The organism is Ideonella lacteola (genome assembly GCF_038066555.1).
Lineage (GTDB): Bacteria > Pseudomonadota > Gammaproteobacteria > Burkholderiales > Burkholderiaceae_C > Ideonella > Ideonella lacteola.
Map to the genome: position 1 here is coordinate 1 of NZ_JBBUTG010000027.1, position 22,919 is coordinate 22,919.

Genomic DNA, 22,919 nt, shown 5'->3' on the forward strand with positions numbered 1-22,919 from the left:
GACGCCGCCGGCCCATCAGATCGACCCCATAAGTGTTCACGTGTCCGACTCCTTCTAAGCGGACAGATGTTCACTACCAGGGCGCTGTCAGATCAACATGTGTTCCCTGGCTGCTTACGATGGCGGTGCGCCGGATGGTCGTGAAGTCCGCGGCCGCATGGGCCCAGGTTGAAACGGCCACCAATGCGAACAAGGGCAAGGCTTTCACAGTGAACATGCGAATCTCCCGTTGGGAATGCGTATCAGGGTAGAGGGCCCATGACCATTCACAGACCCTCTCTCTAAGGACGCCCTGCCGTGCACAAAGCGGACGTGTCCCACTCCCTAACCCGGTGACCGCTTCTGGGGGGACGGAGCGCGCACAGCGCAGTGCGCGCTGGGGCCCAACGCTCATGGGCTTTCCCAAGCCCGACATCTGGCCCCTTGAGCCACAGGCCGCCTGGGTTGCGGCGCCTGGCTAGTTCTGGCTACTTCAGTGCTTCGACCCGGATCATCGCCAGCGAAAGGTTGTCGCCGGTGCCACGCGCCCGCTGCCGAGCCTTGCTGATCAGCATCTCGCTGGCTTCACGCGGGTTCAAGGCATTCACGATGGCCCCCAGCTCTTTCTGGCTCAGGTAGTGCCAGAGACCGTCCGAGCAGGCCAGCAGGGTGTCACCGATTTCCAGGCGCTCGATCTGCGTCACCTCGACGGGGGGATCTTGCTGGGTGCCCAGGCAACCGGTCAGCAGGTTCGACTGCGGGTGCGTGTTGGCCTGGGCTTCGGTGATCTTGCCTTCGTCGATGAGGCGTTGCACATACGAATGGTCAATCGTTCGCCGAACCAACTCGGAGCCGCGAAAGTGGTAGACGCGGGAGTCGCCGGCGTGCACCGTCCAAGCACTCAGATCGGGCAGCACCAGGTAGGCGGCCAAGGTGCTGTGGGGCTCTTCGTCGGCGGTGATCGCCGTCAGCTTGATCATCAAGTGGGCCTCGACCACCAGTTGACGCAGCATGGTGGCGGGGTCGTCGGTGTTCGGCGCAAAGCGCTCGAAAACCTGCCTCGCGATCATCACCACCTGATCGGCGGCCGTGCGCCCGCCGCTCTTGCCGCCCATGCCATCGGCCACCAGCGCCAGGGCGCATCCGGGCACGCGACCGTGTGGGAGCACTTCCACCTGGTCCTGCTGGTAGGCACGGTCGCCCTTGTGCAGGCCGGTTGCGGCGGAAAGGCGGAATCCTTGGGAGGGAGTCATCATGACCGGCAATATAAACTGCGGCCGCTGTGACCGACGCCCTGGAACCCCCTGATAACCTGCATTCCCCGCAACGCCGGCTCATCGAATTGCGGATAGAGCACGCCGACCTCGATAACCTGATCGACCAGGTCGACGCCCAGGGTGGGGGAGATGAGCTGACCTTGCGCCGGCTGAAGAAGCGTCGGCTGCTGCTCAGAGACCTGATTGCCCAGCTGGAGGCGCGGCTGGAGCCGCCCGAGCCTGCCTAGTGCAGTGTTCGACGCCATGCGGAACATCAAACCGTGCCTTTGGCCGCCTGGCGTCGTTGCAAATCCTCGCGATGCCACCGGGCATCGCTGTGGTTTGCGCCTCGCCCGACGACCAAATCCATCGGTTTTCTTGAGTTCCGCCCAACATCAAACACTGCACTAGATGACCGATTCGCACCCGAGCGGTGGGCTTCGCCTCGCCGTGGCGCAGAGCTTTGCCTCCGACGGGCCTCTAGGCCGGGCAGATGGCAGCTATTCGCCGCGTGACGCCCAGTTGCAAATGGCCGAGGCGGTGGCCGGAGCGATCGATGGGCGTCGTGCGCTCGTCGTCGAGGCTGGTACGGGTGTCGGCAAAACCTTTGCTTACCTTGTTCCCGTCCTGCTGTCGGGCAAACGCACCCTGGTCAGCACGGCGACCAAGAATCTGCAGGACCAGTTGTACTTCCGCGATCTGCCGCGATTGCGCGAGGCTTTGGGGCTGCCGGCGACCGTGGCCCTGTTGAAGGGGCGGGGCAGCTATCTGTGCCGACACCGGTTGCAGCAGGCCCGGGAGGGGGCCGTCCTTCCAGACCGAATGGCGGTGCGCGCTTTGGCCCGCATCGAAACCTGGGCTCAGGCCACGGCCACCGGCGACATCGGCGAGCTCGAAGGCCTGGACGAGCGTTCCGATGTCATTCCGATCGTCACCTCGACGCGCGAGAACTGTCTGGGCAGCGAGTGTCCCGAGTACCACGCGTGCCACGTGATGAAAGCTCGCCGCGAGGCGATGGCGGCCGACATTGTGGTGATCAACCATCACCTGTTCTTCGCGGATCTTGCATTGCGCGACAGTGGCGTCGCGGAGTTGCTGCCGACGGTGGACGTGGCGGTGTTCGACGAAGCGCACCAGATGGTCGAAGCAGGGATCCAATTCCTGGGCCAGACGCTGGGTACCGGGCAGGTGCTCGATTTCTCTCGTGATCTGCTCGCGGCCGGGCTGCAGCACGCTCGCGGGCTGATGCCGTGGGCGGAGGTGGCCGGCGCCTGCGAGAAGGCCGCTCGCGACCTGAGGCTGGCGGCGGCTGGCGATCTGCCCGACGTGAGGGCCCTGGTGAAGCGGCGCTGGGACGAGGCGGCCCGCGACGACGTGCTCGATGAGCCTTTGGATCGCCTGTGTTCGGCGTTGACGGCCGCGGGAGACGCGGTGCAAGGGGTGGTCGAAACGGCACCGGATTTCACCCGGTTGCAGCAGCGGGCCAAAGAGCTGGTAGCCCAGGCGGCCCGGTTTCAGAAGCCCAGCCCGGCTGACCAGGTGCGCTGGGTCGACCTCACGCCCCATCAGGCGCGCTTGGTGGAGTCGCCGCTCGACATCCGCAGCATGATGACGCAGCAGCGCGACGCGGCGACCCGTTCATGGGTCTTCACCTCGGCGACCCTCGGAGACGATGACGAGCTGAGCTGGTTCTGCGAAGCCGCCGGGCTCGAAGATGCCGAGCACCTGCGTGTGGGCAGCCCGTTCGACTACGAGCAGCATGCGCGCGTGTACGTGCCGCCCCGGTTTCCGGCGCCCAACGAGGCGGCCCACAACACCATGGTCGGACGCGCGGCGGCGCACTGCGCGGCGGCGCTCGGGGGTCGCACCTTCGTGCTGACCACCACCCTGCGGGCCATGAAGGTGGTTGCCGAAGCGCTCACGAAGGAGCTGTCCGACCTGGGCCAGTCGCTGCAGGTGTTGGTGCAGGGCACTGCCGCCAAGCGGTCGCTGTTGTCACGCTTCCAGCAGGGCGGCAGCGTGCTGGTCGGATCCCACAGCTTCTGGGAAGGCATCGATGTGCCGGGTGAGGCGTTGCAGTGCGTGCTGATCGACAAGCTGCCCTTCCCGCCGCCGAACGATCCTTTGGTGGAGGCGCGGGTGCGTCAGTTGAAAGAGCAGGGACGCGACGCCTTCAACGACTACTTTGTGGCCGAAGCTGCCATTTCGCTGAAGCAGGGCGCCGGTCGCCTCATCCGGACGGAATCCGATCGCGGATTGCTGGTGATATGCGACACGCGCCTGCGCCAGGCACGCTATGGCGCGCGTCTGCTTCGGGCACTGCCGCCGATGCAGCCGCTGGAAAGTGGCGAAGAAGCGCTGGCCTTCCTGCGCTCTTTGCGATGAGGTCACCGCCCCGCAGCGGCCATGAAAAACGGCCCCGCAGGGCCGTTGATAGGTGAGGCGAATCAGCCGAATCGCCGTTCACCAGAGTTGCCACCACGCCCTGTCATCGCCGCGCACCTTGCCGTCGGCCAGGAATCGGCTCTTGGGGAAATTGAGCTTCAACACCCGGTCTGCGTCGTCTCGCAGTTCGGCCAAGCCGAGCTTCTCGTACGAGCGGCCCATGATGTAGAGGGCTTCTTCGATCGCTGGCGTCTGTGGGTAGGTGGTGATCGCCTGCTGGGCGCGGTTGGCGGCGGCCACGTAGGCCCCGCGTCGCAGGTAGTAGCGCGCCACATGGACCTCGTAGTCAGCCAGCGCGTTGACGGTGAAGTCCATCCGCAGCTTGGCGTCAGGCGTGTACCTGGACTCGGGGAACTGCTCGACCAATTGCTTGAAGGATTGGTAGGCGTCGCGCGCGGCCTGCTGATCACGCTCGGAGAGCTTCTGGTTCGACAAGGCGGCCAGAAAACCGATGTTGTCGTTGAAGTTCACCAACCCGCGAAGGTAAAGCGCATAGTCCAGCCCCGGGCTGGAAGGGTTGAGCTTGATGAACCGATCCAGCACCGACAGGGCGGTCGCTTTCTCGCCAGCCTTCCAATTGGCGTAGGCCAAATCGAGCTGCGCTTGCTGCGCCAGCAGCGTACCGCCGGCGCGCCCTTCGACGCGTTCGAGCAACTTGATGGCGTTCAGCCAGCCGCCCGCCGCCATGTCTTCCTTGGCGTCTGCATACAATTTCTCCGCCGTACCCTGGATGTCTCCGTCGTCCTTGCTGAAGAACGAGCTGCAGCCCGCCGTCATCACAACCAGGGAAATCATCGCGGCACGAGCCAGCGGCCGGCGGAACAAGTCTTGGATCATCGGTGGGGGCGCGCGCGGCGATGGAGCTCGCAGCGCTGGTGGTCTTTGCCAAGCAACGAAAAGGATTATATGGGGGCCCTTTCAGTGCCTCGGGGCACGGCCGTGGCCGAGGGCAGCGAGCCGTCCGTGGGCGATATCGAGGTTGATGCCGGGCCGGAGACCCGCGAGTGGCGGCTGGACGCCGACAGGCACGGGCAGCGTCTTGACAAGGTGCTGGCCGGCCTGGTGCCTGAGTTCTCGCGGAGCCATTTGCAATCGCTGCTGGCTGCTGGCGAGGTGAAACTGGACGGTGCGACCGCCGCGGTGGCCTCACGCAAGGTCAAGGCCGGCCAGCAGCTGTCCATCACGCTGGTGCCGCCTGCGGAGGCCCGCGCCTTCACCCCCCAGGCGATGTTGCTGAACATCGTTCACGAAGACCCGCACCTGCTGGTGATTCACAAGCCCGCTGGCCTGGTGGTGCATCCTGCTGCTGGCAATTGGTCGGGCACCTTGCTCAACGGCTTGCTGGCGCATGACCCACAGGCTGCACGGCTGCCCCGCGCCGGCATCGTTCATCGCCTGGACAAGGACACTTCCGGGCTCATGGTGGTGGGCCGCAGTCTGGAGGCTGTGACTGCCCTCATCCGCGATTTGGCGGCGCGTGACATCAAGCGTCGCTATCTCGCGCTAGCCCACGGGGACGTGGGCTCTGCGCCGTTCACGGTCGATGCGCCGGTGGGGCGCGATGCCGTCACGCGCATCCGCATGGCGGTGACATCCGCCGGCAAACCCGCCCGCACGGATGTGTTTCCTCTGGCATTTCGCGAGGGCGTCAGTGCCGTGAAGTGCGAGTTGCACACGGGGCGCACCCATCAAATCCGGGTTCACCTCGCATCGCGCGGTCATCCTCTCGTGGCCGACGCGGTCTATGGCGGCAAGCCGGCGCTGGGGATGCGTCGTCAAGCCCTGCATGCTGCCGAACTGGAGCTGGCGCATCCAATCTCCCGGCAACCCTTGAGTTTCAGGGCGCCGCCACCCGAAGATTTCGCTCAAGCTTGGTTCGATGTGGCGCGGACTTGACATTTCGGGCGACACCTGACGTTTTTTGGGGGCTGCACGGGTCTACAATGCCGCTCCAAGCCGACAGATCCAGAGGGATCCGCCAAACTTTGCCGCACCGGCTCATGCCGTCCTGCGGGGCGCCCGTCGAGCTCATGGAGTCGGGCCGGTGTTGCCGTCGTCTGAACCAGACGAACCGTGGCGCCGCCGCCGACCATCGCCAACGAACCGCACCGTCACGCCGTCCGTGCGATCGCCCGCGCTGGCCACGCCTGCGCCCGGCAATTGCCGCCGCCAACGGGCTTGTTGAAGACAACCGCTGCCAGACTGCAGCCTGCGACCCCTGTCGATATCTGATCGATGAATACCCAGGACGCCAAGCGCGTGCTTGAAACCGCGCTGATCTGCGCGAGCCAGCCCATGCCGCTGCGCGACATGCGTGCGCTGTTCGCAGACCAACTGGGATCTGACACCTTGAGATCGCTGCTCGACGAGTTGGGCCGCGATTGGACGGGCCGTGGCGTGGAGCTGATCGCCTTGGCCACGGGGTGGCGTTTTCAAAGCCGACCCGAGATGCGCGAGTACCTGGATCGTCTCAATCCCGAAAAGCCCCCTCGTTATTCGAGGGCGGTGCTCGAGACGCTGGCGATCATCGCCTACCGTCAGCCGGTGACGCGCGGAGACATCGAAGACATCCGGGGCGTGGTGGTTTCCAGCCAGATCATCAAGCAGCTCGAAGACCGCAATTGGATCGAAGCCATCGGTCACCGGGATGCTCCGGGGCGCCCGGCGCTGTATGCGACCACACGACAGTTTCTCGACGATCTGGGTCTCGAGAGCCTGGATCGATTGCCGCTGCTCGATGGGCCGCCCGGCGCCGAGGCATTGCGAGCTTTGGCGGCGGAGCAGGTTGACCTGTTGAGCGACCAAGGCGAGTTGCCGCTGGAAGCGCCCGCATCCGATGTGACCGGGCCGTCCTCGGTGGAGCGAAACGATCTGCCGGTGGATGAAGCGGGCACTTTGCTCCCGGATGCCACGGGCGACATCGAGGCCTCGGTCGACGCCGATGCGGCGGTGGTCGAGCCCGGCAGTTCCTCCGAGCCAGTCGTTGACGTCGCGGAGCCGGCAGCTGAGTCGGAGCCCCCTGCCTCGCCCGATGCCTCCCCCGAGGCATTCGCCGATGAAGATCGACCGGCGAATGCCGCGTCGCCGACGCCCGCCTCTGAAGGTGAGGCGCCGGTGCCCACATCGGCCGCCGTTGATGAATCCCCCTCGGCCGGTGAAGACCCGGCCTCTTTTCCTGACACCCCCACGAACGCGCCCCAAGCATGAATACCGATTCCAAGTCCGACCCGTCGTTGCCCGCCGATTCGGCGCCGGCACCCGATGCCGCTGTCGACGGCGGGGCGCCGGAGGCGCCCAAGCGTCGAAGCCGCGCGCGAAAGCCTGCTGCGGAGGCCGGGGAGGCTGCCGTCACGGCCGAGCAGGGTGTGGGCACGCCGCCCGAGGCGCCGTCGGCCGAGTCGCTGTTCGCCGTGGACAAGCCCGCGCGCAAGCCGCGCTCGCCTCGGGCGAAGAAGCCCGCCGGCGATGACGCGGTCGCGGCATCCGATGCACCAGCGTCGCCGACGGTGGCCGTGTCCGTCCAGCCTGAACTGCCGCTGGCGCCTGCGCCGGCCTCTTCATCGGTGAGTGATCGCGTCGAGCGGGCGCCTGCTCACGAAGCCACAGGGGGCGCTGACGGTTCTCCCGAGGCGGCGCCGGCTGCCGAAGCGGGTGGGGCGGGTGACGAGGGCGAATCGCGGCGCGAGCGCAGCCGCAATCGCCGTCGTCGTCGGGGCGGCGAGCGGGGGGCTGAACGCGGGGATCGCGACGAGCAGCCCGGCGCAGCACGTCCTCCGGTGGCAGTGCCCGCAGTGCCTTCGGTCGACGCTGGCGAATTGTTCGCCGCCGTCATCGCTGGCGAATTCGACACGGGTGACGAGTCCGCAGCGGCAGAAGCTGCCGAAGCGGTGCCTGCAGTCGCTGAAGCGGGCTCGGAGGATGCGCCGGCGTTGGAGGCTGGTTCCCAGCCGGCCGAGGCCGCACAGGTCGAGGAGGGCTCGGACAAGCGGGTCCTGCTGCCTGATCCGGATGCACCCAAGCTGCACAAGGTTCTGGCGCAGTCCGGTATCGGCTCGCGGCGCGACATGGAGCAGGCCATCATCGATGGTCGGGTGGCCGTGAACGGCGAGACGGCCCACACCGGCATGCGGATTTCATTCGGTGACCGGGTGACGCTGGATGGCAAGCCGGTGCGTGTTCGCATCGCCCCGCCGCCGGCTCGAGTCATCGCCTACCACAAGCCGGTGGGCGAGGTGGTGTCCCACGACGACCCGCAGCAGCGCCCGACGGTGTTTCGAAAACTGCCGCGCCTGGCACAGGGCAAGTGGCAGTCGGTGGGTCGACTGGACATCAACACCGAAGGTTTGCTGCTGTTCACCAATTCCGGCGATCTGGCCAACAAGCTGATGCACCCGCGTTTCGGCATCGAGCGCGAATACGCGGTGCGAGTGCTCGGCACGCTGGAAAAGGAAGCCAAAGAAAGGCTGATCGCCGGCGTCGAAATCGAGGGGCAGCAGGCCGCGTTCAAGTCGATCGAAGACGGTGGTGGCGAAGGCGTCAACCATTGGTACCGCGTTGTCATCACCGAGGGCCGCAACCGCGAGGTGCGCAAGCTGTTTGACGCCGTGGGCTTGACCGTCAGTCGCCTGATCCGTATTCGGTACGGCTGCATCGTGCTGCCGCGTGGGCTGAAGCGGGGAGTGTGCGTCGATCTGGACGAGGGCGATCTTCGTGCGCTGCGCCAGTTGACCGATGGCGGCCGCCACGAAGGTCGACAGGACTCTCGTGGCGACCGCGGCGATCGGCGCGACGGTGAGCGACGTGACGGCGGTCGCTCGGGCGGCAAGCGCGGTGGCGAGATGCGGCCCGAGGCGCGCCAGGCCGACCGCACGGACCGTGGTGATCGAGGTGATCGCAACGACCGTGGTGACCGCAATGATCGCCCGCAGCAGGGCAAGAAGAAGCCGCCGATGCCGCGACGCGACCGGGTCGATAGCGACCGTTTGCCAGGCGAACTGCGTGAGCCGGGCGATCCGTCTCGCATCCCGAATCCGCTGCAGCAGACCTTCGACCGCCGGGCCATCCAGCGCGAGCGTTCACCGCGCCGCGAAGAGGATTACGAGAACGGCCCGATTCCCAATCCGTTGCAGCAGACCTACGACAAGCGTTTCGTTCAGCCACAGCGAGGCCTCGCTGGCAAGAGCGGAGGCAAAGGCAACCGCGGTGGCGGCGGTGGGGCGCAGCGCGAACCGGATCCAATGCAGACCTCCGTCGGCTACATCGGTGCCGATACCTTCATCCGCAAGGTGCAAGGCAACAAGGGCGGGCGGCGCGGCGGCCGACGCTAGTGCATTGTTCGCTGCAGTGCGGAACATCAAATCGAGCGTTGGGCCGCTCGGCGTCGTTGCAAATCCTCGCGACACCGGCCGGTATAGCTGCGGTTTGCGCCTGCCCAGACGCCCGGATCCATCGGTTTTCTTGCGTTTCGCCTGGTGTCAACCACCGCACTAGCGGCAACAGCCTGTTGTCGCCCAGCCGCGCCCTCGGGCGGCAAGGCTAGAATTAAGGGCTTTGCTCACGCAAGAAGCCGGCCGCGCAGGGCCGCGATCGGTGTTCGATCGTGGCTGCCGCAGGCTCCAGACTCAACTCAAGGAAGATCTCATCATGGCCATCGAACGCACTCTCTCGATCATCAAGCCCGACGCCGTTGCCAAGAACGTCATCGGCCAGATCTACGCCCGGTTCGAAGGCGCCGGCCTCAAGGTCATCGCCGCCCGCATGATGCACCTGTCGCGCGCTGAAGCCGAAGCCTTCTACGCTGTGCACAAGGCCCGTCCGTTCTTCAACGACCTGGTCAACTTCATGATCTCCGGTCCCGTGATGGTGCAAGTGCTCGAAGGCGAGGGCGCGATCCTGAAGAACCGCGACCTGATGGGCGCAACGGACCCGAAGAAGGCCGAGAAGGGCACCATCCGCGCCGATTTCGCCGATTCGATCGACGCCAACGCCGTGCACGGCTCAGACGCCGCAGAAACCGCCGCCGTTGAAGTGGCGTTCTTCTTCCCCGGCATGAACATCCACGCGCGCTGATTCCAGCGCCTGGTAGTTGTCGAGCCATGAGCCCCACGGACCGAGCGCCGGGCCGCTCCCAAGCCGGTCCGATTCCCCCCGGGGGATCGGCTGGCGCTTCAGCCAGCCGAGGGGCCCAAGACAACCGAGCGCCCGACGCTTCCAAGGGGGGCGCCGATCCATTGACGGGGTCTGACCAGCCGGCAGTCAATCTGCTCGATTTCGACCTCGATGGTCTCGCGGCGTACTGTGAAGGCCTGGGTGAGAAGCGGTTTCGTGCCACCCAGCTGTTCCGCTGGATCCATCAAAAGGGCGCCGCCGATTTCGGTGCCATGTCGGATCTTGCCAAGTCGTTGCGCGACAAGCTTGCAGGCGTCGCCGAAATTCGCCCGCTGCCCGTGGCGACCGAGCAGGCCTCGGCGGATGGCACTATAAAGTGGTTGTTTGACGTCGGGGGCGGAAACGCCGTCGAGTCGGTTTTCATTCCCGAAGACGATCGGGGCACCCTTTGCGTGTCTTCGCAGGCCGGCTGCGCGGTCGGTTGTCGTTTCTGCTCTACCGGGCACCAAGGCTTTTCTCGCAACCTCACGACGGGCGAGATCCTGGCCCAGCTCTGGTACGCCGAACACCACCTGCGCCAGCGCCTGAAGCTGGCTCCAGGCGAGCGTGCCATCACGAACGTCGTCATGATGGGCATGGGAGAGCCGCTGCAGAACTACAGCGCGCTGGTGCCGGCCCTCAAAGTGATGCTGGACGATCACGGCTATGGACTGTCGCGCCGCCGGGTCACGGTCTCGACCTCCGGCGTCGTGCCGATGATGGATCGCCTGCGCGAAGACTGCCCTGTGGCGCTGGCGGTTTCGCTGCATGCGCCCATCGATTCCTTGCGCAACGACCTCGTTCCGCTCAACAAAAAGTATCCGCTCGTCGAGTTGATGGCCGCTTGCCGCCGTTACCTCGAAGCTGCTCCGCGCGACTTCATCACCTTCGAGTACTGCATGCTTGACGGCGTCAACGACAGCGACGACCAAGCGAGGGAGCTCTTGGCGCTGATCGATGGTCGAGGCGAAGGCGGCGCGGATCGGGTCCCTTGCAAACTGAACCTCATCCCGTTCAACCCTTTCCCGGAATCTGGCCTGTTGCGCTCGCCGCGCAACCGGGTTCAAGCCTTTGCCAAGGTGCTGCAGGACGCTGGCGTGGTGACGACGATCCGCAAGACGCGCGGCGACGACATCGATGCCGCCTGCGGCCAACTGGCCGGTGAGGTACAAGACCGCACCCGGGCCGCTGAGCGCATGAAGCGCCTGCCGGTGCGGGTGGTGGCAGCCCCACCGGATCCGCTGCCGAAGTCCCGTTGAAGATCCGATCCATCGCCGAAGGAGACACTGCGTTGACGTTCAAGCACTGCGGACAGAACCGCGCCCCTTGGTTGATGGCCAGCCTGGGCCTCCTGGCCGCGTTGGGGCTGCTGTCAGGATGTACCACCACAGGCGCTGGTGCCGGTGCGTCGGTTGCCAAGACGCCGGGTGAGGTTCAGACCGAGTCGGACACGACCGACGTTGAGCGACGTGCCCGAGTTCGAATGGAGCTCGCCGTTGCCTATTTCGGGCGCGGCCAATGGAACACGGCGCTGGACGAAGTCAAGCTCGCACTCCAGGCGCAGCCGGATTTTGCCGATGCTTACAACCTGCGCGGATTGATCTACGCCAGCATGGGAGAACCCGCGTTGGCGGAGGAGAGCTTTCGTCGCGCGCTGCAGTTGAATCCGCGTGACGCCGACACCATGCACAACTTCGGCTGGTTCCTTTGCCAGAATCGTCGCTATGCAGACGCGGAAGCCCAATTCAATGCGGCTTTGGCCACCCCGAACTATCGCGAAGCCGTTCGCACCTACATGGCCATGGGGGCCTGCCAGGCGCGCAACAACCAGTTGGAGCAGGCCGAGCGCTCGCTGCAAAAGTCGTACGAACTGGATCCCGCCAACCCGACCACGGCCTTGAACCTGGCCGAAGTGCTGTACCGGCGAGGCGATTTCGAGCGAGCGCGCTTCTACGTGCGGCGGGTCAATGCCGTCGAGCAGTTCGTCAGCGCGCAGACTTTGTGGCTGGCCGTTCGAATCGAGAACAAGTTGGGCCAGGACGCCCAGGTCAAGAACCTCGGGACCCAGCTCTCCAACCGTTTTCCCCAGTCTTCTGAAGCCCTGCGGTACGAAAAGGGTCGATTCGATGAGTGAGTCCGGCGACTCGACGCCGCCCCCCACCTCAGCCCCGAGCGCCGGGGCGATGCTCCGAGCTGCTCGCCAAGCGCAGGGCTTGCACGTGGCGGCGCTGGCGACGATGCTGAAGGTGCCGCCACGCAAGCTGGAGGCGCTGGAGGACGATCGACTCGAGGAGTTTCAAGGGGCGACCTTCGTGCGGGCCTTGGCTCAGGCCGCATGCCGCGCGTTGAAGATCGACCCGGCTCCCGTGCTGGACAAGCTGCCTGAATTAGACAACGGGGCGCTCAGCCAGCTGGAGCGTGGTCTCAACACGCCGTTCCGCGAAAAGGGCGCCCGGCGTGACGCCCCGGATCTTCCCATCGCCAGCCGGACGGTCGTGGTGGTGGTCGCTCTGCTTCTGCTTGGTGCGCTGGCTTTCCTGTTCTGGCCGGCCGATTGGCGCTGGCAGGGGTGGCGCGACTCGTCGTCGTCAGCAATGCCGGCCGGGGATGCGCCCGTCCATGTCAGTGCGCCTATGGCATCCGCTGAGGTGGCGGCGTCATCCGTCGCCGCGACCTCGACGGCCGATCAGAACGGCGCCTCGGTGACCGCGCCTTCCACCGGCATTCCGAACCTCGCGCACGGCACCGGCGTTGCCGCGTCGGCGCCTTCGGCGCTTCCGATGCCTGCTGCGATGCCGCGCCCCGCGGCTTCCAGCCCCCTGTCCGTGGCGCAGGCCGCACCAACGGGTCTGGCCGCGCCTTCCTCTGGGGCACTTCAGACCTCGCCTGCGGCCTCGGCGGCGGCCGGCAGCGGCGTGCTGAGGCTGCAGGCACGGGCGGCTTCATGGGTCGAGGTGGTGGACGGACGCTCCCAAGTGTTGCTGTCTCGCACATTGGCGGTCGGTGAAACCGTGGGCCTGGATGGGGCTTTGCCACTGCGTGTCAAGATCGGGAATGCGGCCGGTACCGATGTGACCTTCCGTGGGCGTCCGGTCGACCTGGGTGCGCTCCACCGCGACAACGTCGCCAAGTTCGAACTCAAATAGCTTTCGACCGCATGACTGCCCTGCCGGATTCTTCCCAGTTTCAGAACGACGAGTCGCCGATCGAGGCGGCAGCACCCGCGGCACGCCGTTCGCGTCAGGCCCGCGTCACCTGGGGCAGCCGCATCGTCACGGTGGGCGGGGATGCCCCTGTGCGGGTGCAGTCGATGACCAACACCGACACCGTCGATGTGATCGAGACGGCGATCCAGGTCAAGGAGCTGGCCATCGCCGGTTCTGAAATGGTTCGCATCACAGTCAATACGCCGGAAGCGGCGGCGGCCGTGCCTCACATCCGCGATCAGCTCGACCGCATGGGCATCGACGTGCCACTGGTCGGCGACTTCCACTACAACGGTCACCGTCTTTTGACCGAGCATCCGGCTTGTGCCGAGGCCTTGTCCAAGTACCGCATCAATCCCGGCAACGTGGGCAAGGGCGAGAAGCGTGACAGGCAGTTCGCCCAGATGGTTGAAGCAGCATGCCGTTATGACAAGGCGATACGCATCGGCGTGAACTGGGGCTCGCTGGACCAGGAACTGCTGGCGGCGCTGATGGACGACAACGCCCGACGGGTTGAGCCCTGGGACGCGAAGCAGGTGATGTACCAGGCGCTGGTGCAGTCGGCGCTGCAATCCGCGACAGCAGCGCGCGATGTCGGCCTCGATCCGAACCAGATCATCATCAGTTGCAAGGTCAGCGGGGTCCAGGATCTCGTTTCCGTCTACCAGGCTTTGGCGCAGCGCTGCGATTACGCGCTGCACCTGGGCCTGACCGAAGCCGGCATGGGCACCAAGGGCACCGTGGCATCAGCGGTCGCCTTGTCGGTGCTGCTGCAGCAGGGCATTGGCGACACGATCCGCGTGTCGCTCACCCCACAGCCGGGCGAGGCGCGCACCCAAGAGGTGGTCGTCGCGTTGGAGATCTTGCAGTCGCTGGGTCTACGCAGCTTCAATCCGAGCGTCACCGCCTGCCCGGGTTGCGGTCGCACGACCAGCACCACCTTCCAGGAACTGGCCAAGCAGATCGACGACTTCCTGCGCGCGCAAATGCCGGTCTGGCGTGCGCGTTACCCGGGGGTGGAGAAGATGAAGGTGGCGGTGATGGGGTGCATCGTGAACGGCCCGGGCGAAAGCAAGCATGCCGACATCGGCATCAGCTTGCCCGGCACCGGCGAGGCACCCGCTGCACCTGTGTTCATCGACGGCGAGAAGGCCATGACCTTGCGCGGCGAGGGCATCGCGCGCGAGTTCCAAACCATCGTCGAGCAATACATCGAGCGCCGTTACGGCACGGTGACGGCCGCGCATTGACGCTGGCCGAACGTCCCTGACCGATGCCGCTGGGTGCGGACTGCCCGCGCCTGCCTGTCATTTGCCGATCCATCCATGTGTCGGCGATTCCCTGCGAACCCAACATGACCAAGGTTCTCCAAGCCATCAAAGGCATGAACGACATCTTGCCGGGCAGCGTCCCGCGCAAGGACAAGCTGCCCGATTCAGCGCTCTGGCACTGGTTCGAGTCCACTGTGCGATCGGTGCTGGCTCGCTATGGCTACCAATACATCCTGACGCCCATCGTCGAACCCACCGCGCTGTTCGTACGCGGACTGGGTGAGGTGACCGATATCGTCGAGAAGGAGATGTACTCCTTCACCGATTCGATGAACGGCGACCAACTGACGCTGCGGCCGGAGGCCACAGCCGGCATCGTCCGTGCGATGGTGGAGCACAACGCGCTCTACAACGGGCCGTTGCGCCTCTGGACGATGGGGGCGATGTTTCGCCACGAGCGTCCGCAGAAAGGGCGCTACCGCCAGTTCCACCAGCTTGACGTCGAGGCCTTGGGTTTTGCCGGCCCCGATGTCGATGCGGAAATCATCCTGATGGTGCGCCGCCTGTGGAAAGAGCTCGGCCTCGTCGAGGGCCAGCATGTTCGCCTGGAGCTGAACAGCCTCGGGCAGCCTTCTGAGCGCGCTGCTCACCGGTCCGCCTTGGTCGCCTACTTCGAGGCCAACTCCGCCTTGCTGGACGACGACGCGAAGCGACGGCTGCACAGCAACCCGCTTCGCATCCTCGACACCAAGAACCCGGCGATGCAGCCGCTGGTCGAAGCCGCGCCAAAGCTGATGGATTTTCTTGGCGAGGAGACGCTGGCCCACTTCAACGCCGTGCGGGCCATCCTCGACGCGGCCGGCCTCGAGTACCGCGTGAATCCCCGGCTGGTGCGGGGCATGGACTACTACAACCTCACTGTGTTTGAGTGGGTCACCGACCATTTGGGGTCGCAGGGCACGGTCTGCGGTGGGGGGCGTTACGACGGTCTCATCGCCCAGCTGGGCGGCAAGAGCGCACCTGCCGTGGGCTTCGGCCTGGGGATCGAACGTTTGCTGTTGCTGATCCAGGAGCTCGGCCTGCCAGTGCCGAATGGCGCTCCGGATGCCTATGCCGTCATACCGGATGCCGCAGGCTTGCCGAAGGCGATGCGGGCCATCGAAGCTTTGCGCGCCGAGGGTGTGTCGGTGCAGATGCATGCAGGCGGTGGCAACTTCAAGGCACAGTTCAAGAAGGCTGACACCAGTGGCGCGCGGTATGCGCTCGTCTTCGGTGGTGACGAGCTGGCACGCGGCACCGTCAGCGTCAAAGCCCTTCGCGATGCGTCCGTCGCGCAGGTGGAGCGGCCACTGGATGCAGTGCCCGAGTGGGCGTCGACGCTGACCTGCTCGTCGCGGGACGCATAATCCCGGCTTTCGCCCACGCCCCGTGGGCTTGTGATTCACACGCCCGTTCGAAACGAACGGGCCCTTTGGTTTGATCGGTTCATGGCAAGCAATCTCGACCTGCAGGAACAGGAACAGCTCGATGAGCTGAAGGCGTTCTGGAACCAATACGGCAACCTGATCACTTGGGGGCTGGTGTTGGTCCTTGGCGCTTTCGCCGCCATCAACGGCTGGGATGCCTGGCAGCGCAATCAGGGCGGCAAGGCCGCGGTCATGTACGACGAGTTCGACAAGGCCCTCCAGGCCGGCGATGTCGACCAGGCTGGTCGGGTCTTCAATGACCTGAAGGAACGCTATCCCCGCACCGCCTATGCCCAGCAGGCCGGGCTCCAAGCCGCCAAGCTGCAGGCCGACAAATCCAAGGCCGACGATGCCCTGGCCAGCCTGAACTGGGTGGCCGATCAAGGGACGGACGACGAGTACAAGTCGTTGGCTCACCTGCGGCTGGCCTCCCTGCAACTGGACAAGAAGGCCTACGACGAAGCGCTGAAGCAACTCGATGGCGTGAAGTCGCCCGAGTTTGCTGCGTTGGCTGATGACCGTCGGGGCGACATCCTTCTGCTCCAGGGCAAGAAGGACGACGCGGTCAAGGCGTACTTGGCCGCCTACAAGGGCTTGAACGAGAAGCTGGACTATCGCCGCATCGTTGAGGCCAAGCTGGCCAGCCTGGCGGCTGCGCCCGAAGCCGATGCCGCGGCCAGCGGGGTGGCCAAGTGATGGCGGGTTTTCTCGGCCGCTTCCAGCGCCGCCCCTTCTTCGCGGCATGCTGCATGGCGTTGGCCGCCGTGCTCGCCGGCTGCGCGGCGGACAAACCGAAGCCCGCCAAGCTGGAGCCGCTTGAGCCTCAGATTGCGGGTCGGCAGGTCTGGAATGCGCGCTTGAGTGATGTCACGTTCCCGCTGTCCGCGACGGTTCGTGCTGGCCGCTTCCATGTGGCGTCGGACAACGGCACGGTGGTGGCGCTGGAGGCCGCGACGGGCCGGGAAATCTGGCGTGGTGACGCCGGTGGTCGGATTTCGGCGGGCGTGGGCAGCGATGGTCGCTACGCGGCGGTGGTGACCCGTGGCAACGAGCTGGTCGTCATGGACGGCGGCAATGTCACCTGGCGCGCCAAGCTGGAATCGCCCGTGGTCACTGCGCCCCTGGTGGCCGGTGAGCGGGTGTTCATCGTCGGTGTCGACCGCATCGTGCATGCATTCGACGTGCTCGACGGCCGCCGGCTGTGGACGCTCAAGCGGCCGGGTGACGCCTTGACCTTGTCCCAAGCCGGTGTGCTCACGTCGTACAAGGACACACTGCTGGTCGGGCAGGGCGCTCGTCTGTTGGGGCTGGATCCGCTCAAGGGCACCGTTCGCTGGGACACCGCTTTGACCACCCCGCGTGGCACCAACGAGGTCGAGCGACTGGCTGACCTGGTGGGGCCGGCCTCTCGCGCTGGCAGCGTGTTCTGCATGCGCTCGTTCCAGAACGCCGTGGGCTGCATCGACGCCGAGCGGGGCACCCTGAAGTGGGTGCAGAACGGCGGTGGCATCGAGGGCGTCGGCGGCAATGACGAGTACGTCTTCAGCGCTGATGGCAGTGATCGCATCAGCGCGCGCAAGCGTGCCAGCGGTGAACAGGCCTGGACGAGCGAAGTGTTGCTCAATCGTGCCGTGAGTGCGCCGGTCGCGATGGGCACCACGGTGGTGTTCGGCGACTACGAAGGCCTGTTGCATTTCCTGGCCCAAGACAGCGGCAAACCCCTGCTGCGCCTGCCCACCGACGGCTCTCGCGTCGTGGCTGCGCCGGTGCTGTCCGACAACAACCTGCTGGTCGTCACCCGAGCAGGCGGCGTGTTCGCGTTTCGCCCCGAGTGATGGCTGAAGTCGCTCGCTTCGCGATCGCGCTCGTGCGCAGCCCCGGTGTGGGGCCGCTCGCGGCCGCGGCGTTCTACGCCTTGACCGAAGTGGAAGCTTCATGAAACCCGTCATTGCCCTCGTCGGGCGCCCCAACGTCGGCAAGTCGACGCTCTTCAACCGCATGACGAAGAGCCGCGACGCGATCGTGGCGGACTTTGCCGGCCTGACCCGTGATCGCCACTATGGCGACGGGCGCCTGGGCAGTCGCGAATTCATCGTCATCGACACCGGCGGCTTCGAGCCGGACAGCTCGACCGGTATCGTCAAGGAGATGGCGCGCCAGACCCGACAGGCCGTCGCCGAGGCGGACGTGGTCATCTTCGTCACCGACGTACGCACCGGTTTAGCGGGCCAGGACCACGACATCGCGCGCTATCTGCGGCAAGCCAACAAGCGCGTGCTGTTGGCGGTGAACAAGGCCGAGGGCATGGCCGATTCGCCCTTGTTGGGCGAGTTTCATGAACTGGGCATGGGCGATCCGCACCCCGTGTCGGCCGCCCACGGTCAAGGCATCCGCAGCCTCCTCGAGGCGGCGCTGGTGGATTTCCCGGAGGACGAGGACGCTGAGGCGGCCGAGCCTGACGAAAACGCACCGATCCGCCTGGCGGTGGCGGGCCGTCCGAACGTGGGCAAGTCGACCTTGATCAACACCTGGCTGGGTGAAGAGCGGCTGATCGCGTTTGACATGCCCGGTACCACGCGCGATGCGATCCACGTGCCGTTCGAGCGGGACGGCAAGCGCTTCGAACTCATCGACACGGCCGGCTTGCGGCGCAAGGGGCGCGTCTTCGAGGCGATCGAGAAGTTTTCGGTCGTCAAGACGCTGCAGGCGATCGCGGATGCCAACGTGGTGGTTCTGATGGTGGACGCGACCCAGGGTGTCAGCGACCAGGACGCCCACATCGCAGGCTACATCCTTGATTCCGGCCGGGCGGTCGTGATCGCCATCAACAAGTGGGATGCGATCGACAGCTACCAGCGCCAAATGCTCGAGCGTTCGATCGAGCAGCGGCTGGCGTTCTTGAAGTTTGCGCCCTTGCTTCACATCTCGGCACTGAAGCGGCAAGGCATCGGTCCGCTGTGGAAGGCCATCGCCGATGCCCATGCCTCGGCCACCAAGAAGCTGCCGACCCCCGTGCTGACCCGCCTGTTGCACGAGGCAGTCGAGCACCAGGCGCCCAAGCGGGCGGGGGCGTTCCGACCCAAGCTGCGCTATGCGCACCAAGGGGGCATGAATCCGCCGATCATCGTGATCCATGGCAATTCGCTGGAGCACGTGACCGATTCTTATAAGCGGTATCTCGAGGGGAGATTCCGGGAACATTTCAAGCTCGTCGGCACGCCGATGCGCATAGAAATGAAACTTTCGCGGAACCCTTTCGCCGACGCGGAACACTGAATCATGGCGGGCGTTGGGCCCGCCGAGCTGCTTCTCGCAGCTGGAACCATTCGGCAGACAGTGCCGAAGGCCGGGGTGGGCCGGAATGACGGCCTACTGTGTTAACGTGACTACTCCAACACTTTTTCCAACACGGAGCATATCGTGAGCAACAAAGGGCAACTCCTACAAGACCCGTTCCTGAACCTGCTGCGCAAGGAGCATGTTCCGGTTTCGATTTATCTGGTCAACGGTATCAAGCTGCAGGGCCATATCGAATCTTTCGACCAGTACGTGGTTCTTCTGCGCAACACCGTGACGCAGATGGTCTACAAGCACGCGATCTCTACCGTGGTGCCGGGCCGCGCCGTCAATTTCCACGCGGCTGACGCAGGCGACAACAGCTGATCGCCGTTCAACCCCTGTCGCTGCCGTTGGCGACTTGGCTTCACCTTCGAACTTGAGCTCCGACGCACACTCGCCTGCGCCCAAGGGGCAGGAGTTGGCGCGGGCCGTCCTGGTCGGCGTCGATCTGGGGCCAGGCTCGTCGTTCGACCCTACCCTGGATGAACTGGCGTTGCTGGCCGAATCGGCCGGTGACGAACCAGTGGCACGTGTCATCGCCAAGCGGAAAGCGCCTGATCCTGCCCTGTTCGTGGGCTCGGGTAAGGCCGATGAGATCAAGCTGATGGTTCAGGCGCATGGCGCCCACGGGGTGATCTTCGATCAGGCCCTGTCGCCGGCACAACAAAGAAACCTGGAACGCCACCTGGGCGTGCCCGTGGCTGACCGCACGGCGTTGATCCTCGAGATCTTCGCAGCGCGAGCGCAAAGCCACGAGGGCAAGCTGCAGGTGGAACTGGCCCGGCTTCAATACCTGTCGACACGGCTCGTCCGGCGATGGAGCCACCTGGAGCGGCAGCGAGGCGGTGTCGGCCACCGTGGTGGGCCGGGCGAGGCGCAGATCGAACTCGACCGCCGAATGATTGGCGATCGGATCAAGTCGGTCAAAGAGCGGCTGGAAAAGGTCAAGCGTCAGCGCGGGACTCAGCGACGCGCGCGCGAGCGCAGTGGCACCTACCGCGTCTCGTTAGTGGGCTACACCAACGCTGGCAAATCGACCTTGTTCAACGCCCTGGTCAAGGCCCGTAGTTACGCGGCAGACCAGCTCTTTGCCACGCTGGACACCACCACCCGCTCGCTCTATCTGGGCGAGGCTGGACGTTCCGTGTCGCTGTCGGACACCGTCGGCTTCATCCGAGACCTGCCACACAAACTGGTCGAAGCCTTCCAGGCCACCTTGCAAGAGGCGGCAGATGCCGACCTGCTGCTGCACGTCGTCGATGCCAGCAGCCCGGTACAGCACGAGCAGCAAGTCGAAGTCGAGCGCGTGCTGGATGAGATCGGCGCGCAGGGCATCCCGCAGATTCTCGTGTTCAACAAGCTCGACCGTCTTGAGCCTGCCATGCGACCGCGCAGTCTGGCCGATGAACTCGAGGTGGCGCCCAATTTGCGCGTCCCACGGGTCTTCGTGAGCGCGTTGACAGGCGAGGGTCTGGGCACGCTGCGAGAACTGATTGCGAGTTTTGCCGCTCCCCCGGCCTTGAGTTCTGAACCCGCTGCCTTCACATTGCCTGATGGCAGCATCGCGCCGCCGCATCACTGAAACCCCGGAGACACCGTCCCATCCCTATGGGCCCTCATGGCATGAGCATGCGAACCCTACAACCTGACGCCCCTGGCTTCGGCGCCCGATTGGGCGCTCTGGCCCGCGCCGCCCGCGCTCTCGTGATGCAGAACGGCCGCAATGACGGCCCTCCGGATCTGGACGAGTTGTGGCGCGACTTCAACCGCAAGTTGTCCGGCCTGTTTGGCGGCAAGGGCGGGGCCACTGGCCCTCGTGGCAACGGCCCGGACGAACCCAACTACCAGCCCGACATGAAGAGTGCGGGTATCGGCCTTGGATTGATCGTCGGGCTGGTCGTGTTGATCTGGGCGGGCAGCGGCCTGTTCATCGTGCAGGAAGGCAACCAGGCCGTGGTCACAACCTTCGGCAAGTACAGCAGCACGGTGTCCGCTGGCATGCAGTACCGGCTGCCGTACCCCTTCCAGGCTCACGAGACGGTCCCTGTCACCCAACTGCGCTCGGTGGAAGTCGGGCGGAACACGGTCGGGCAGAGCACCGGCCTGCGCGACTCGTCGATGTTGACGCAGGACGAGAACATCGTCGACGTCCGGTTCATCGTCCAGTATGTGTTGAAGGACGCCCGGGCCTTCTTGTTCGAGAACCGTGACACCGACCAGGCGGTGGTGCAGGCCAGCGAGTCGGCGGTGCGCGAAATCGTGGGTCGCAGCAAGGTCGATTCGGTGCTGTACGAGCGTCGGGATGCCATCGCGGCCGAGCTGGTGCAATCCATTCAAAAACAGCTGGATCGCCTGGATGCCGGGGTGACGATCAAGAACGTCAACCTGCAGAATGTGCAGGTGCCCGAGCAGGTGCAGAACGCGTTCGACGACGCGGTGAAGGCGGGCGCTGACCGTGACCGTTTCAAGAACGAAGGCCAGGCTTACGCCAGCGACGTGATTCCGAAGGCGCAAGGCGCTGCTTCGCGCCTGCGAGCTGAAGCAGAGGGTTATCGCTCCCGAATCATCGCGGCCGCTGAAGGTGACGCGGAACGGTTCAACCAGGTCTACGCCGAGTACCAGAAGGCCCCGGCGGTGACGCGCGATCGCCTCTACATCGATGCCATGCGGGATGTGTATTCCAACGTCAGCAAGGTCATGGTGGACAGCCGCAACGGGTCCAATCTGCTGTACCTGCCGCTGGACAAGCTGATGCAACAGGCCGGGGCCACTCCGGCCAGCGCCGCACCGGCTTCCACGCCGACGCCGACGGTCGACAACTCTGCCGACCGAGGCCGCGACATCCGCAGCCGTGATCGTGAGAGCCGCTGAGGTCTCTCTCCGCTCGCCCGTGTCGAACCCATTGGAATCCACATGAACCGATTCGCCGTCATTGTCGGCAGCCTGCTGGTGCTGCTCGTGCTGGCCGCCTCGACCCTGTTCATCGTCGACCAGCGCCAGATCGCGGTGGTGTACGCCCTTGGCGAGATCAAGGATGTCGTCACCGAACCCGGGCTGAAGGTCAAGTTGCCTCCGCCCTTGCAGAACGTGGTCTTCCTGGATCGCCGTATCCAGACGCTGGACAGCCCTGAGGCGAAGTCGATCTTCACCAAGGAGAAGAAGACCCTGTCGATCGATTGGCTGGTGAAGTGGCGCATTGCCGATCCCAAACAGTTCATTCGCAACAGCGGGGTCGACCTTCGCAACCTGGAGAACCGTCTCAGCCCGGTGGTGCAGGCAGCGTTCAACGAAGAGGTGACCAAGCGCACTGTCGGCGAGGTGCTTGCCACGGAACGCGAGAAGATCATGAACGACGTGCGTACGCGTCTGGGGGATCCGGCCAAGAGCTTTGGCGTGGAGATCATCGACGTTCGCATCAAGCGGGTCGACTTTGTGGCCAGCATCACCGATTCGGTCTACCGCCGCATGCAGTCCGAGCGTCAGCAGGTGGCGAACCAGCTGCGGTCGACCGGCCAGGCGGAGGGCGAGGGTATCCGTGCCGATGCCGACCGGCAGCGTGAAGTGATCATCGCGGAGGCCTACCGCGATGCGCAGAAGATCAAGGGTGAGGGCGATGCCAAGGCTTCGGCCTTGTATGCCAGTGCCTTTGGCCGTGATGCGCAGTTCGCCCAGTTCTATCGCAGCCTGGAAGCCTATCGGCAGAGCTTCCGCAACAAGAATGACGTGATGGTGGTCGATCCATCGTCCGACTTCTTCAAGGCCATGCGCGGCAGTGGTGGCGCAGCCGCGCCGGCGCCCAAGAAGTGAGCG

General features: G+C 65.2%; 20 protein-coding genes. 18 read left to right on the forward strand and 2 right to left on the reverse strand.

What is annotated here, in order from left to right; all coding sequences use genetic code 11:
- Positions 1-467 precede the first annotated feature (467 nt).
- Positions 468-1,235, reverse strand: a complete 768-nt coding sequence (locus AACH06_RS25950) for a PP2C family protein-serine/threonine phosphatase (protein WP_341428714.1) — start codon at positions 1,233-1,235, stop codon at positions 468-470.
- A 26-nt stretch (positions 1,236-1,261) separates the two neighbouring features.
- Here AACH06_RS25950 and AACH06_RS25955 point away from each other — a divergent pair, with 26 nt between their 5' ends.
- Positions 1,262-1,483, forward strand: coding sequence for a YdcH family protein (locus AACH06_RS25955; protein WP_341428715.1), 222 nt, complete (start codon positions 1,262-1,264; stop codon positions 1,481-1,483).
- 163 nt (positions 1,484-1,646) lie between these two features.
- Complete coding sequence (yoaA, locus tag AACH06_RS25960; RefSeq protein WP_341428716.1) at positions 1,647-3,620, forward strand: DNA repair helicase YoaA; 1,974 nt, start codon at positions 1,647-1,649, stop codon at positions 3,618-3,620.
- Between the two features lie 78 nt (positions 3,621-3,698).
- On the opposite strand, the gene AACH06_RS25965 is transcribed toward yoaA, so the two are convergent.
- Entirely contained in the window at positions 3,699-4,505 is an 807-nt protein-coding gene (locus AACH06_RS25965; RefSeq protein WP_423222084.1) for an outer membrane protein assembly factor BamD, read from the reverse strand.
- 81 nt (positions 4,506-4,586) lie between these two features.
- On the opposite strand from AACH06_RS25965, the gene AACH06_RS25970 reads away from it, so the two are divergent.
- The 16 genes from AACH06_RS25970 to hflC all read left to right on the forward strand — a co-directional run bounded on the left by AACH06_RS25970 (position 4,587) and on the right by hflC (position 22,916).
- Positions 4,587-5,576, forward strand: coding sequence for an RluA family pseudouridine synthase (locus AACH06_RS25970; RefSeq protein ID WP_341428718.1), 990 nt, complete (start codon positions 4,587-4,589; stop codon positions 5,574-5,576).
- A 339-nt stretch (positions 5,577-5,915) separates the two neighbouring features.
- On the forward strand, positions 5,916-6,887 hold the full coding sequence (gene scpB / locus AACH06_RS25975; protein WP_341428719.1) for an SMC-Scp complex subunit ScpB: 972 nt from the start codon (positions 5,916-5,918) through the stop codon (positions 6,885-6,887).
- Positions 6,884-9,007 carry a pseudouridine synthase gene (locus AACH06_RS25980; RefSeq protein WP_341428720.1) on the forward strand — a complete coding sequence of 708 codons (2,124 nt, stop codon included), beginning with the start codon at positions 6,884-6,886 and terminating at the stop codon, positions 9,005-9,007. The genes scpB and AACH06_RS25980 overlap by 4 nt, the downstream gene beginning before the upstream one ends.
- Positions 9,008-9,323: 316 nt before the next feature.
- A complete protein-coding gene (gene ndk, locus AACH06_RS25985; protein WP_341428721.1) occupies positions 9,324-9,749 on the forward strand; it encodes a nucleoside-diphosphate kinase in 426 nt (141 codons plus the stop codon).
- 161 nt (positions 9,750-9,910) lie between these two features.
- Positions 9,911-11,086 carry a dual-specificity RNA methyltransferase RlmN gene (gene rlmN / locus AACH06_RS25990; protein WP_341428722.1) on the forward strand — a complete coding sequence of 392 codons (1,176 nt, stop codon included), beginning with the start codon at positions 9,911-9,913 and terminating at the stop codon, positions 11,084-11,086.
- A 74-nt stretch (positions 11,087-11,160) separates the two neighbouring features.
- A complete protein-coding gene (gene pilW / locus AACH06_RS25995; RefSeq protein ID WP_341428787.1) occupies positions 11,161-11,961 on the forward strand; it encodes a type IV pilus biogenesis/stability protein PilW in 801 nt (266 codons plus the stop codon).
- A 49-nt stretch (positions 11,962-12,010) separates the two neighbouring features.
- Entirely contained in the window at positions 12,011-12,973 is a 963-nt protein-coding gene (locus AACH06_RS26000) for a RodZ domain-containing protein (RefSeq protein ID WP_341428723.1), read from the forward strand.
- Positions 12,974-12,984: 11 nt separating this feature from the next.
- Positions 12,985-14,283, forward strand: coding sequence for a flavodoxin-dependent (E)-4-hydroxy-3-methylbut-2-enyl-diphosphate synthase (gene ispG / locus AACH06_RS26005; protein WP_341428724.1), 1,299 nt, complete (start codon positions 12,985-12,987; stop codon positions 14,281-14,283).
- 104 nt (positions 14,284-14,387) lie between these two features.
- Positions 14,388-15,710 carry a histidine--tRNA ligase gene (gene hisS / locus AACH06_RS26010; RefSeq protein WP_341428725.1) on the forward strand — a complete coding sequence of 441 codons (1,323 nt, stop codon included), beginning with the start codon at positions 14,388-14,390 and terminating at the stop codon, positions 15,708-15,710.
- 81 nt (positions 15,711-15,791) lie between these two features.
- Positions 15,792-16,466, forward strand: coding sequence for a YfgM family protein (locus AACH06_RS26015; RefSeq protein ID WP_341428726.1), 675 nt, complete (start codon positions 15,792-15,794; stop codon positions 16,464-16,466).
- On the forward strand, positions 16,466-17,605 hold the full coding sequence (gene bamB, locus AACH06_RS26020) for an outer membrane protein assembly factor BamB (protein ID WP_341428727.1): 1,140 nt from the start codon (positions 16,466-16,468) through the stop codon (positions 17,603-17,605). Before AACH06_RS26015 ends, bamB begins: the two co-directional genes overlap by 1 nt.
- A gap of 100 nt (positions 17,606-17,705) precedes the next feature.
- Positions 17,706-19,046, forward strand: coding sequence for a ribosome biogenesis GTPase Der (der, locus tag AACH06_RS26025; RefSeq protein WP_341428728.1), 1,341 nt, complete (start codon positions 17,706-17,708; stop codon positions 19,044-19,046).
- A 144-nt stretch (positions 19,047-19,190) separates the two neighbouring features.
- Positions 19,191-19,433: an RNA chaperone Hfq gene (gene hfq / locus AACH06_RS26030; RefSeq protein WP_341428729.1), complete on the forward strand. Its 243-nt coding sequence runs from the start codon at positions 19,191-19,193 to the stop codon at positions 19,431-19,433.
- Between the two features lie 94 nt (positions 19,434-19,527).
- Positions 19,528-20,691 (forward strand): GTPase HflX, encoded by a 1,164-nt coding sequence (gene hflX / locus AACH06_RS26035; protein ID WP_341428788.1) that lies wholly within the window; start codon positions 19,528-19,530, stop codon positions 20,689-20,691.
- Positions 20,692-20,738: 47 nt separating this feature from the next.
- Positions 20,739-21,980, forward strand: coding sequence for an FtsH protease activity modulator HflK (gene hflK, locus AACH06_RS26040; RefSeq protein ID WP_341428730.1), 1,242 nt, complete (start codon positions 20,739-20,741; stop codon positions 21,978-21,980).
- A 42-nt stretch (positions 21,981-22,022) separates the two neighbouring features.
- Positions 22,023-22,916, forward strand: a complete 894-nt coding sequence (hflC, locus tag AACH06_RS26045; RefSeq protein ID WP_341428731.1) for a protease modulator HflC — start codon at positions 22,023-22,025, stop codon at positions 22,914-22,916.
- Positions 22,917-22,919 lie beyond the last annotated feature (3 nt).